The sequence below is a fragment of the Pseudomonas sp. NPDC089741 genome (assembly GCF_044748825.1).
Lineage (GTDB): Bacteria > Pseudomonadota > Gammaproteobacteria > Pseudomonadales > Pseudomonadaceae > Aquipseudomonas > Aquipseudomonas helmanticensis.
Map to the genome: position 1 here is coordinate 19172 of NZ_JBIVGT010000004.1, position 12867 is coordinate 32038.

Consider the following 12867-nt stretch of genomic DNA (forward strand, 5'->3'; position numbering starts at 1 on the left):
GACGTAGTGTCGGAGATGACAGAGAACGCCATGACGAATTCCTCGTTGGTTGGGTACTGCGGCTTCCGGCCCTGGCAACCGCCGGGTATGGCCTAGAGAACCTTCGTAATAGTTATCGTCGGATTGGCAGGTTGCTTGAGGGCTTTTTAAAAAAAAATTGCCATCACCCTGCCACCCCCGAGAAAACAAGGGCTTAGCCCACCCTCAACCGCGAAAAAATGACGTCATAAAACCGACCTCGGCGCAAAGCCACAGGCCAGTGCTGTTGCGTTTTTTACAATCGTGCATTTTGCAGCAGCTCGATCAATTCGAATTCCATGTAGTCGGCGAGACCGAGCCAGTCCTGACGCTCCTGACACGCGAGCATTTGTGTCAGCACGGCCGCCCAGGATTGCTGAACATCTGTCGATGCCGACAACAATGACTGTTGCGCCCCCTCAAACACATCGACCATCTCCAGCGCAGCCTCGACATCACGCCCCAGCCGAAACAACCCGGCGCATTCGCGGCATTCGTCCAGGCACTTATCAATCGCGGTCATTGCACGAACTCCTGATTGAAACGCGTCCCGACGATCAGCGCTCCCGCCCGACTGCTGTTAAAGAAATCGACCTGTGGCTGACTGGCGATGTAACGCTCGAGCACACATAGATAGCCTCGGAAGTTGAGCTGCGTGGCGACCCTCTGGCCATTGCCGTCCAATACCCAGTGCCGGGCCTGGCTCACGCCGGGGCCCAACTCGCCATCGTCCCAGCCAGCGTGAGTCTTGTTCATCGGAAAAGCAAAATCGGCGCCGAACAGCGTAATGCGCGCCGCACCCATTTTTACCGCCAGATCAGTGGCCGGATGAATCACGCTGCCGCCAACGTGCAATCGCGCTCGCGAATACTGTTCACGCAATGCGGCGTAGACCGGGCTGGCCGAGTAGCCGCCGTAGCGCTTGCCTTTCCAGGCCTGCAACACCGCAGGATCGCTCATCGGCAAATACACCAGCGTTATGCCGTCAGATTCTTCGCACGGCAGATGACGGAAACTGATGCGCTGATCGATGCTCACCACGATGTCAGGCACGATCCCGTGTTCGCGCAGCGGCCGGTAAGCAGTATCGACACAAATGAACAGCGGGCGCTCAGTTTGAGCACGCACTGCCGCCAGTCGCGCAAATTGACTCTCCAGTGTCGGACCGGTGCCAATCACATAGATTTCCCGCCCGGCGCAGGTGCCGAACAACTGCGCCACATCATCATCGGCCAACAGTACCGGCAAGCAGTCCTGCAAACGCTGCTTGATGAACGGCAACTGCGGATCGAATTCACGGTTGTTGAAACTCAGGTGCACTTCGCTGACCAGCCGATCACGGATCTTCGCGTTGAAGTCATCGGCCAGCAGCATTTCGGCAGGCAGGGCAAAAAACGGCGTGCAGATGTCCGCCAGATCACCGGCGTAGAGCAACTCAACTCGCGAGTCTTGCAGCCATTGGCGCTGATCGATCAGTTGCAGCACCAGCGCGAACAACGCGCCATTGAGGATGTGCACATACAAACGCTCAAGCCCGGCGCGCTCGAGCAACACCGCTGGCAGGTCGCCGAGCCCGGTGCCGTAAACGTGCAAGCGCGGCTTGTCCTGCGGCAGGCTGGCAGCCTGGATGCGTGCTTCGTGGTCGCGATCATGGCGACTGGTGAGCTGAATCCCGGCCACGCTCAGCGTCGAGCCCAACCCTTGCGTCAGCCCTGCCTGCACCGATGCACTGTCCTCGGCCATCAGACGTTCGAACAGCGCCGGCCAGCGCTGCTGGATGACTTCGACGTTGGCTTGGAAAAATTCGCTCATGCCGCCTCGCGCTCCATTCAGGCAAAAAAAATAGCGCTCAAGGTTAACCTTGAACGCTATTTTTGTATCAGGCGTTTTTGATCCGACTCAAGGACGGAAGATGATCGCCGAACCCCACGACAGACCGACACCGAAACCACTGATCGCGATGCGCTGCCAGTCGGAATCGAGTACGTGCTTCTCAAGCAGCAACGGAATGCTCGACGACACGGTGTTGCCGGTCTCGACCATGTCCTTGAGAAACTTCTCCGGCTTGTCTTCAAAGCGTCGCGCCACGGCATCGACAATCGCCGCACTGCCCTGGTGGATGCAGAAAGCGTCGATGTCATCAGCCTTGAGGTTCGAGTCGTCGAGCAACTCGTGCAGGTGCGCCGGGACTTTGAGCAATGCGAAGTTGAACACCTGACGACCGTTCATGAAGAACACGCCATCGGTGACTTTCAAGTGCGGTGCGCCGGAACCGTCAGTGCCGAACTTGGCCTTGCCCAGCGCCCAGGTCGGATCTTCGCCCATCCAGGTGGCGGTGGCGGCGTCGCCGAACAGCATGGTGGTATTGCGGTCTTCCGGATCAACGATCTTCGAGTAAGGGTCGGCGGTAATCAGCAGGCCGTTTTTCAGACCGGCAGCTTCCATGAAGCCCTTGATCGCGTAGATGCCGTAGACGTAACCGGAGCAACCCAGCGAGATATCGAACGCGGCGACATTGGTCGGCAGGCCGAGCTTGTCCTGGACGATGGCAGCCGTGTGCGGCAGGCCTTCTTCGTCACCGTTCTGGGTGACAACGATCAGCGCGTCGATCGATTCACGCTTCAGCTCAGGGTTGTTGGCAAACAGCGCGTTGGCTGCTTCCACGCACAGATCGGAAGTTTCTTGCTCAGCGTCTTTGCGCGGCAGGAACGCCGAGCCGATCTTGCCAAGGATGAACTCTTCATCCTTCTCGAATTTTGCACCTTGTGCGTAATTGTCCACGCCGGCTACAGGAACGTAGCTCGCAATGCTTTTTATGCCAATCATTACGGCTTCCCAAAAAAAAACAGCCCAAGACCACCGCTCGCAAGGATTTCGAGGGGCGCCGACAAACAGAAAACGGCCGCCACGAGGGGCAGCCACGGGAAGCGCAAAGGGCTATCACTGGAATCGAAAACGAGCCAGGCGCCATCTCCCCGATCAATACAATACAGTGAAGATGCGCGTTATGACTCACAGGTCACGCTATTTTGCCGAATCGGTTGCAGATCGGCTTATTCGACCAGCGACCAGTCCAGCGGCGTGCCGCGCTTGATCGGTGCGCGAGCGCGACGACCGAGGATGGCATCGGTGTGCTTGGGCGGCAGACCGAGACCCGGACGGATGGCGCGCAGATTGTCCCCGGTAAAGGGGTCACCAGCGGCCATGTCAGCGGTGACGTACAGCGAACGGCGATAGACCAGCGACTTGCGTTCAGCCTCGGTCACGCCGTAATGCGCCTGTCCCATGGCCTGCCAGGCGCGTTCGGTTTCCAGTACCAGACTGGCCATTTCCGCCGGTTCCAGCGAGAAGCTGGCGTCCACGCCACCGGCCGTGCGGTCGAGGGTGAAGTGTTTTTCCACCACCGTCGCCCCCAGCGCCACAGCGGCGACGGACACGCCAACGCCCATTGAGTGATCGGACAAACCGACTTCGCAGCCAAACAATTCGCGCAGATGCGGGATCGTGCGCACATTGCTGTTCAGCGGAGTCGCGGGATAGGTGCTGGTGCACTTGAGCAACACCAGATCCTTGCAGCCGGCCTCGCGGGCAGCGCGCACAGCCTCATCAAGCTCGGCGATGCTGGCCATGCCGGTGGAGATTATCAGCGGTTTGCCGGTAGCGGCGACGCGGCGAATCAGCGGCAGATCGGTATTCTCGAAACTGGCGATCTTGTAGGCCGGCACATCAAGGCTTTCGAGAAAGTCCACGGCGCTGTCATCGAACGGCGTGGAAAACGCCAGCATCCCCAGTTCTTTGGCCCGGGCAAAAATCGGCGCGTGCCATTCCCACGGCGTATGAGCTTGCTCATACAAGTCGTAGAGCGAGGTACCCGCCCACAGGCTGCCGGGATCCTTGATAAAGAATTCACCTTCCGACAAATCCAGGGTCATGGTCTCGGCGGTGTAGGTTTGCAGCTTCAAGGCGTGCGCACCGGCCTTCGCCGCAGCTTCGACGATTTGCAGGGCCACATCGAGCGACTGGTTATGATTGCCGCTCATCTCGGCAATGATGAATGGCGGCGCATCGGCACCGATCAAACGGTCGCCAATCTTGAAACTGCTCATGTGCGATGTTCCTTCAAAACCCGGGTGAACGCGCAGGCACTTTGAATGTACCCGGCGTCACGAAATACATTCAATGAGGCACGATTGGCCGGCAACACCTGAGCACTGATGGCAGTCAGTTGCGGCCAATGCGCGGCGACAAACTCTTCACCCCGCGCCAGCAGTGCCCTGCCCCAGCCCAGGCCGAAACGCCCTTCCAGCAGATATAACGAGACTTCGGCTTCAAAGCCGCGCAAGTCGTAACGCAAGACACCGACCGCGCCGTCGTCGGCCGCGGCAATCAGCAGCAGACGCTGGGGATTGCGCAGGCTCGCGGTCAGCCAGTTGAGATGTTGCGACCACTCGATCACCGCGCTTTGCTGCGACCAGCGTCGCACCGCCTCAGCGTTGCGTCCGTCGAACAGCAATTGTGCATCGTCCAGCGTCGCCACCCGCAGTTTGAGCACTGCCCCGGCCATTGCCGCCGCGACCCGCAGCGCACCGCGTCCATCAACCAGTTGCCGCGAGCGCTCAGCCAGACTTTGCCGCAGATAGACGTTGTCGACGACAAAACCGATGGCGTCACGCAATTGCTCAACGCTGACCTGCTCACGGGCGCCCATGAACACATGAGCACCGGCTGCCGCCATGACCTCACCGTTGTTCTGCTGATTATTCGACACCGCGATGCAAATCGTCGGCAGGCCCATCGCCGCACGCTCCCAACTGGTGCCGCCACCGGCGCCGATAAACAGATCAGCCTCGATCATGCGCTGATAAAAATCGCTGACAAAACTGTGCAGCCGCCAGTTCGGCCGTGTCTCGGCCAGCGCCTGCATCTGTGCCCACACCGGGTTATCGGCACCGGCAACGAAATCCACTTGCAGCGCGCAGAAGTCTGCCAGCGCCAGCATTGCGTGATGCGTCTGCATCGCCGCATCGAAGCCGCCGAAATTCACCAGCACTCGCCGGGCTCTGGGCTTGATCTCGATGGCCGGGCAGGTGAACTCTTCACGCAACATCGCATAGCGCGGCCCGAGCAGCGTGCGGCAACCGTCGGGCAGCAGCGGCGCGTAGTTCTCACTGAGTCCGGACAAATTCTGATTGAGCAAAAGATCGACGCTGTAGCGCCGCGTCGCCAGATCATCGACAGCGGCGATACGTGGCGCCCAGCGCCGCGCGGCGGTCTGCCAGTGATGGTCGAGTCCGTAATGGTCGGCGATGATCCAGTCGAAATCAGCATGGCCATCCAGTTGCAAGGCCAGCGCGTCGATATCCGCCTGCCACGGCAGTATCGATTCGATGCCTTGCTGCGGGTCTTCATCAGGGTAGAAGTCAGGCAGAGAAAAGGTCTCGAAACCCTCAGCGCTCAGCGCATCAAGCCGATGCCCCGGCAAACGGCGGCAAGCGAACGCGACATGACTGCCCTGCGTGCGTAACACCCGCGCCAGCGTCAGGCAGCGGGCGATATGGCCACTGCCAATAGTCGGCGAGGCGTCAGCGCGAATCAGCACTCTCATTGCAATTCACCACCGGCCTTGAGCGCGGCGTAAAGATATTCGGCACGCTTCCAGTCTTCCAGCGTATCGATGTCCTGCACCAGATGCCTTGGCAAAATCACCGGCAGGCTGGCAGGCGAATACAGCACGTCGCCGCGCAGCCAAGCGTCGCTGCGGCCCCAGTAAAACTGGCCGGCATCCTGAAACGCCTCGGGCAGATCCTGCGAGCGGGTGTTGCGAAATTCGGGATACAACGCGGTCAGGGCGCCCTGCCCGTCGACGGTCAGTGCACGCTGCACCGCAAAGCCGAAACTGCACACCGAGAACGCAAAGGATTTCTCCGGATGCCGTTCCAGCAACTCCAGCCCCTGACGCAAATAACGCGCCTGCAACAACGGCGCCGTGGCATAGATGCAGCAGGCATAGTCGAACGGCGGCAATTGCTGCAAGGCGTGCACGATCACCGCCGCAGTGCCGGTGAAATCATCGGCCAGATTCGCCGGGCGCAAAAACGGCACCTGCGCGCCATGTGCCTGCGCCAGCTCGGCGATTTCCTCGTCGTCGGTACTGACCACCACTTGATCGAACAGCCCTGAATCCCGCGCCATTCGAATCGAACGGACAAACATCGGCACGCCGTCGAACGGCATCAGGTTCTTGCGCGGGATGCGTTTGCTGCCCCCACGGGCCGGGATGATTGCGACGTGGCTCAAGGGCGTTTTTCCAATAGAAACCAGGTGATGTCATCCGTCGGGAATTGCCGGTCACGGTGATACACAAAGCCGTAATCCAGCAGTTGCAGATCAGCGTAGCGATCAAGCATTTCACCAGCGAAATCGCGTTTGAACAGCTTGCCGCTGTTGCCGCGATAGGACACCTCGACCGGCGCCGGGTTGTAATACTCGGCGATCAGGATGTAGCGCTGGCTCAGTTCATAAAGCTGCGCATAGGCGGTCGGCAGCAACTCGGGCGCCAAGTGGATCAACACACCTTTGCTCAGGGTCAGGTCGTAGCTGCGCTCGCGAGGAAAGTCGAACAGCGAGCCATGCCAGATCTGCGCGATGTCCAGCGCCCGCGCCTGGGCGCAGGCACTTTCGTTGATCTCGACGCCGAACAGCTCGCATTGCGGCAACAACTGATGCAACGCCTGCAAGTTATTGCCGGCATTGGTGCCCAGTTCCACCAGACTGTCGATGCGCCCGGCCCGGCTCAGTGCCTTGGCGAACAACGCCAGATTGGCCGCGACCAGCGGCTGACCGATATTGCGGTCAACGTACTGGTTGCCGAAATCGCCTTGCCAGAATTGTTCCTGCTCGCTCAGATCACGCATTGCCGTTTTCCATCCACCGCCGCAGCGGCATTTACTCGGTCAACCGTCGCAGTTGCTCGACCACATAGTCCTGCTGCTGATCGCTCAGCAACGGAAACAGCGGCAGGCTGATCGCTTCGGCGTAATAACGCTCGGCTTCGGGGAAGTCTCCCTCGGCGAAACCCAGGTCACGATAGTAGGGCTGCAAATGTACCGGAATATAGTGCAGATTCACCCCGACCCCGGCCGCACGCAAGCCTTCGAACACCTGCCGGTGACTGAGGCTGACGCGTTCGGTCTGCAAGCGCACCACGTACAGGTGCCACGCCGAATCGGCTTCCGGCTGAGGGCTGGGCAGCGTCAGCGGCAAGTACGTCAGCAGACTGTTGTAACGCGCTGCCAGTTCACGTCGACGTTCAATGAACTCGTCCAGTTTGCTCAACTGTGAAAGACCCAGCGCAGCTTGCAGATCGGTGATCCGGTAGTTGAAGCCCAGTTCGATCTGCTGGTAATACCACGGGCCATGACTGGGCTCGGTCATCTGCTGCGAATCGCGGGTCATGCCATGGCTGCGCAAGCGTTGCAGACGCTCGGCCAGTTCGCGGCGATTGGTCAGCACCATGCCACCTTCCGCGCTGGTGATGATCTTCACCGGATGAAAGCTGAACACGGTCATCGCCGCAAATTCACCGCAGCCCACCGGACGCCCGGCGTAACTGGCACCAACGGCGTGCGAGGCATCTTCGATCAAGGTGAAGTTGTAGCGCTCGGCCAGCTCGGCGATTTTTCGCATATCGCAGCTCTGCCCGGAAAACGCCACCGCCACCAAGACTTTCGGCAGCTTGCCGTCCTGTTCAGCCTGATCGAGTTTGGCTTCGAGGGCCAACGCATCGAGGTTCCAGGTCAGCGGATCGATATCGACGAAATCAACTTCGGCGCCGCAGTAACGTCCGCAATTGGCCGAGGCCAGAAAGGTATTCGGCGTGGTCCAGAAACGGTCGCCCGGGCCGAGGCCCGCCGCCAGACAGGCAATGTGCAGCGCCGCCGTGGCATTGCACACCGCCACGGCGTAATCCGCCTGACAACGTTCGGCCATCGCCTGCTCGAAGCGTTCGATGGTCGGCCCTTGGGTCAACCAGTCGGACTGCAACACCTCGACCACCGCGTCGATATCGGCCTGATCAAGGCTTTGCCGACCGTAGGGAATCATGCCGAGAGATTCGCGTGCAGGTCGGCGATCTGCCCGACCGAGAGGAACTGCGGATTGGTGTCGGAGCGATATTCGAAGTCTTCACTCACCGGCCGCCCGCGCTCACCCAGTTTGTCGACGGCAAAATCGACATCGACGCTGGTGAAGCGGATCGACGGCTGGATGGTGTAGTGGTCTTCGAACTCCAGCGTCATCCGCGCATCGTCCAGCGGCACCATCAGCTCATGCAGTTTTTCGCCCGGACGAATCCCGACGTTTTTATGCGGCAGATGCTCGGCCATGCCCAGCGCCAGATCGACGATGCGGATCGACGGAATCTTCGGCACGAACACTTCGCCGCCGTGCATCCGCGCGAAGCTGTCGAGGACGAACTGCACACCGTGGTCGAGGGTGATCCAGAACCGCGTCATGCGCTCGTCAGTGATCGGCAGCTCAGTGGCGCCGTCGGCAATCAGTTTGTTGAAGAACGGCACCACAGAACCGCGCGAGCCGGCGACGTTGCCGTAACGCACCACGGCAAAGCGGGTTTCCTGCTCGCCGGCAATGTTGTTGGCGGCGACGAACAACTTGTCCGAAAGCAACTTGGTCGCGCCGTACAGGTTGATCGGGCTGGCGGCCTTGTCGGTGGACAGCGCCACAACCTTCTTCACGCCATTGTCGATGGCGGCAGCGATGATGTTCTCCGCGCCATTGACGTTGGTGCGGATGCATTCGGTCGGGTTGTATTCCGCCGCCGGCACCTGCTTCAGAGCAGCGGCATGCACCACGTAGTCGATGCCGCGCATGGCCTGACGCAGACGGTCAGCGTCACGCACATCACCGATGAAGTAGCGCATGCACGGCGCGTTGAACGTCTGCTGCATTTCGTACTGTTTCAGCTCATCGCGGGAGAACACCACCACGCGCTTGGGCTGGTATTGCTCCAGCAAGCGACGGATGAAGTTGCGCCCGAACGAGCCAGTGCCGCCGGAGATGAAAATCGATTTACCGTTGAACATTTGCTGATTCCTGTTCCCTGTCCGACTGACTCAAGCGAGCAACTGTGACCAGTTGATCGGCGCGTCTTCTCTCAAGGTAAAACCCTTGCCGGTCGAGGCCAGATTGGCGTTATAAGCCGCATCTTGCGCAAAAACAGCGCTCCATTTTTCACGCAATGCAGCCAGCGACTCAGGCGCTTTCGGCAACTCGCCGGTATGTAGCACCTGCACCTGCGGCGTCCACACCGTGAGGTAACCGGCCTGTCCCGCCTTGAGGCACAGATCTACATCGCTGAAGGCGTCGGCGAAGATTCCCTCGTCCAGGCCGCCAAGCGCGTCAAACAGTTCCTTGCGCACCATCAGGCACACTTTCGACACAGCCGAATAGTTCTGCTCGACTGCCAGGCGCTGCATGTAGCCCTCGGCGGAATGTTTCTCGCCGATGAAGGCCGAACCTACGCCATCGCCAAACCCGAGAATCAAACCGGCCTGTGAGACTTTGCCGTCGCGGTCCACCAGCTTCGCACCCACGATGCCTACTTCCGGACGCAAGGCATGATTGAGCAACGATTCAATCCAGTTCGGGTTGACCACCTCACTGTCCGCAGCCATCAGCACCAGGCACTCGCCTTTCGCCTCTTGGCTGGCAGCATTGAACAGCGCCGCGTCAGTCAGCGGTTTATCGGCATGCAGGACACGGACCCTGGTGTTCTGCAATGTACCCAGCCAGTCGTTGACGTCAGCCGACTGATTGGGATTTGCGGCGATCAATACTTCATAGCGGGTATACCGGGTTCTGAGCAGGACGCCTTCCAGGCAACGTTGCAGTGCCGGGAGATCGTCGCCAGCAGGCAAGATGATCGAGACCAGAGGTTGTTCGGCATGACGGTAGTCGACTTGATAGGTGCCAGGTACCGCTGAAGTGACCTTGGCCTTGTAGCCGCGATTACCCAGATGGCGTAACAACGCCTGACGCTCATGAGCGTTTTCCTCCAGCATCGGCGCCTGGGAAATCAGCAACGGTTCGTCGAGGTGCGCCAGACCGCCGAGCCCGCCGCGCTCAATGATGCGCAGGAGCAAATCGAATTCCAGGGCTTTGCTGAAGTCCGCCTGATAACCACCGACCTCAAGCAGAACATCCCGACGGATCAGCCAGTGACGAGCCATCAGGGACGGAACGCTTTGCAGCAGATCAAGATTGAAGCCCGGCCGGAACATATCAACCAGTGCCCCCTTGTCGGTGCGCTGGATTTCATCGGTAGCAACCGCGCGAATGCCTTCGGCAGACATCAGCTCAAGGCTCGCCCGCAGCAATCCGCCCGCAGTGAACTCATCACCTGCCTGAGCCAGCAACAACCAGTCGCACGGTGACTGGCTGGCGCTCTGATTCAATTTGTCGACGAGATTACCCGGCGTGACGCGAACAAAGTGCAACGTGTTCTGCGCGGTAGTCGCCGCTGGTGCTTCACCCGTGGTGAAAACCACAATCCTGAACGCTTTGCAGTGCCCCTCGAGCAAGCTGTCCAGAGTCACCTGCAACTTATCGATATCGTTGTCCAGATCCAGCAGGAAAACACCGAAGTGCGGACCGCCACCGTTGGCGGCCAGATGCCGGGCAATCGATTCGATGTGTTCAACTGCAGGCTCGCGCGTTGCCAGCCACTTGAGCAGGCGACCGGATTGCATCCTGTCGAACACTGCGTGGTGATCATCGGCGGTCAGTGTCGCGAGGCGTGCGATCCACTCGTGCATCGCTTGCGCTTCGTCCTCATCACCCAGCGACTCCAGTTGAGTCGCCAGACGATTGATAACCGTACGGTTGAAAGCATTCAGATCATGAGCCTGCCACAAACGGTCCAGCACGCTTTCCGGCGTGTCGTTGTTGCGCGCTTGCAGCAAATGCGCCTGGCGAGTCCATATGCCTTCAAGTCCTTCCAGCTGAATGCGTCCGGCCGGCATGGCGTGCAGCATGAATTCAAACTGCTCGAGACGATCAAAGAATGGCTGGTTGTAAAACGGCATTTCAACGTATTGCAGCGGCCCGAAACGACGATCCGGCATTTTCAGCGACTGATTCCAGGTGGACTGGAATATCAGCTCTGCGGTCAAGGCTCGCCCGGATTGCAGACTGTCGACCATCGCCTCGAAACTTTGCAGGGCAAACGCTTTGCCCTGCTCCGCATCAAGCCCTTCAATGCCAGTGGGCAATGATGCGAGGAATTCGGCAAAGCCTTCCCGCTCGGCGACCGACTTGGCGTCGATATAAGTCAGCGAGTGATACACCTCGGTGCTGTGCTCAGAGTCACCGTAGTTGATCTCGCGCACAACATAAGGCATCGGCAGGATGCGTGCCTTGGCGCTCGCCAGCAGGAAGTAGACGTGACCGATTTCCTGCCATTGAAAACTGGTCCCGGGCGGCAGCGACGAGTGCCACTTCTTGATCAAATCGGTACGGCATACCGCGTAGAACGGAGGAATGTACTGACTCATGTAATCGATGACTCGATCCTGAGCCCGCTCGGAGGAATAATCCTCCTGAACCTTCTTGTCCCGGCGGTAGTAACTCACGCTGCCGGCAAGTGTCAGGTACATCAGGCAATAACCGTGACACATGCCGTAGTCCGGGTTCGCCTGCAGGAAGCCCACTGACTCGAACAGCGAGTCGTGCAGGATGAAGTCGTCGTCGGCAGCCAGCACCATATACGGCGTTGTCACCAGCTCCACACCATAGGCCAGCTTGGCCTGCATTCCCCAGTAAGCAAACTGCGGAACGTGATGGTAATCGACTAAAGAAAAATCGCCCTCAGCCCGCTCGGTAGTAGAGTCCAGCACCATGATCTTGCAGGGCAAACTGCTGTAATACTTTACCGCCCGGCGTAAAAACGCGGGCCGGTTATGAGTAAACAGCACCACGGTCAACAGCTCGTTGAGCGGCAGCGCTTGTTCAGAACTGTACTTGCCTTGCATAACTTCTCTCCACAACCGGCGACTGGCCGAGATAACGCTTTGATGATGTTGCGAATTAACGAACGCGACGCAGATAGCCGTCCGGCGCCACGGTGATCAGCAGCTTGTTCTGCAACTGCTGGTCGATCTCGAAATCCTGGTTCTCTTCGAGGTATTTCCACACCGCGGTTTTCGGGTTATCGCCCGGGCCCCATGGACGATCCGGAAAGAAATCGGCGGGCATGTCTTCGACCACGGTGTCCATCACCACGCAATAGCTGTCGACCGACACCAGCGGCGCGTAAAGGCGCAGCTCTTCGAGGACGTGATCGTGGGTGTGGTTGGAGTCGAGCACCAGAATGACTTTCTTGCCTTTGGCCGCAGCCTGCACCTGCGCGGCAATGCCGGCGTCGATGCTTGAGCCTTCGATCATCTTGATGCGCTTGGCCATCGGGTGGCTTTCGATCGCTTCGCGGTTGTGCGGACGAATATCGAGATCGATACCCAGCACTTCGCCGTGGCCCTGCAGCTCCAGCAACGAGGCGTAGTAGATGATCGAACCGCCGTGGGCGATGCCGCACTCGATGACCAGATCCGGTTTGACCTGCCAGATGATCTCCTGCATTGCCATCATGTCTTGTGGCAACTGGATGATCGGACGGCCCATCCACGAGAAGTGGTAGCTGTATTTGTGTTTGGCCGATTCGTTGAAGAAATCACGGGCCAGACCAGTGAGTTTCTGGTCGTCGCCTTGCTGGGCAATCTGTTCCCGGCACTCGGCTTCGAAAGCTTGGTTAATGCTGTTGTCGGTCATTTTCAAAAT

Annotated in this window: 11 protein-coding genes; all 11 read right to left on the reverse strand. The window is 59.2% G+C overall.

The annotated features are described in order from the left end of the window. Nucleotides 1-274: 274 nt before the first annotated feature. The gene (locus tag ACIPZE_RS05630; protein ID WP_400771888.1) at nucleotides 275-541 is read right to left on the reverse strand and encodes a hypothetical protein; all 267 of its coding nucleotides are present in this window, start codon (nucleotides 539-541) and stop codon (nucleotides 275-277) included. Further along, nucleotides 538-1830 carry a motility associated factor glycosyltransferase family protein gene (locus ACIPZE_RS05635; protein ID WP_400771890.1) on the reverse strand — a complete coding sequence of 431 codons (1293 nt, stop codon included), beginning with the start codon at nucleotides 1828-1830 and terminating at the stop codon, nucleotides 538-540. Before ACIPZE_RS05635 ends, ACIPZE_RS05630 begins: the two co-directional genes overlap by 4 nt. Before the next feature lie 87 nt (nucleotides 1831-1917). Further along, nucleotides 1918-2844 (reverse strand): ketoacyl-ACP synthase III, encoded by a 927-nt coding sequence (locus tag ACIPZE_RS05640; protein ID WP_400771892.1) that lies wholly within the window; start codon nucleotides 2842-2844, stop codon nucleotides 1918-1920. Between the two features lie 227 nt (nucleotides 2845-3071). Beyond that, nucleotides 3072-4124: a pseudaminic acid synthase gene (gene pseI, locus ACIPZE_RS05645; RefSeq protein ID WP_400771894.1), complete on the reverse strand. Its 1053-nt coding sequence runs from the start codon at nucleotides 4122-4124 to the stop codon at nucleotides 3072-3074. After that, on the reverse strand, nucleotides 4121-5623 hold the full coding sequence (gene pseG / locus ACIPZE_RS05650) for a UDP-2,4-diacetamido-2,4,6-trideoxy-beta-L-altropyranose hydrolase (RefSeq protein WP_283437254.1): 1503 nt from the start codon (nucleotides 5621-5623) through the stop codon (nucleotides 4121-4123). Before pseG ends, pseI begins: the two co-directional genes overlap by 4 nt. Beyond that, the gene (gene pseF / locus ACIPZE_RS05655) at nucleotides 5620-6315 is read right to left on the reverse strand and encodes a pseudaminic acid cytidylyltransferase (protein ID WP_283437255.1); all 696 of its coding nucleotides are present in this window, start codon (nucleotides 6313-6315) and stop codon (nucleotides 5620-5622) included. The genes pseG and pseF overlap by 4 nt, the downstream gene beginning before the upstream one ends. After that, complete coding sequence (locus ACIPZE_RS05660; RefSeq protein WP_283437256.1) at nucleotides 6312-6932, reverse strand: pseudaminic acid biosynthesis-associated methylase; 621 nt, start codon at nucleotides 6930-6932, stop codon at nucleotides 6312-6314. The genes pseF and ACIPZE_RS05660 overlap by 4 nt, the downstream gene beginning before the upstream one ends. Nucleotides 6933-6963: 31 nt before the next feature. Further along, entirely contained in the window at nucleotides 6964-8121 is a 1158-nt protein-coding gene (pseC, locus tag ACIPZE_RS05665) for a UDP-4-amino-4,6-dideoxy-N-acetyl-beta-L-altrosamine transaminase (RefSeq protein ID WP_400771897.1), read from the reverse strand. Further along, the gene (gene pseB / locus ACIPZE_RS05670) at nucleotides 8118-9119 is read right to left on the reverse strand and encodes a UDP-N-acetylglucosamine 4,6-dehydratase (inverting) (protein ID WP_283437258.1); all 1002 of its coding nucleotides are present in this window, start codon (nucleotides 9117-9119) and stop codon (nucleotides 8118-8120) included. Before pseB ends, pseC begins: the two co-directional genes overlap by 4 nt. Before the next feature lie 30 nt (nucleotides 9120-9149). After that, nucleotides 9150-12065 carry a TIGR00180 family glycosyltransferase gene (locus ACIPZE_RS05675; protein ID WP_400771899.1) on the reverse strand — a complete coding sequence of 972 codons (2916 nt, stop codon included), beginning with the start codon at nucleotides 12063-12065 and terminating at the stop codon, nucleotides 9150-9152. Between the two features lie 55 nt (nucleotides 12066-12120). Beyond that, complete coding sequence (locus tag ACIPZE_RS05680) at nucleotides 12121-12858, reverse strand: cephalosporin hydroxylase family protein (RefSeq protein WP_093439633.1); 738 nt, start codon at nucleotides 12856-12858, stop codon at nucleotides 12121-12123. Nucleotides 12859-12867: the final 9 nt, after the last annotated feature.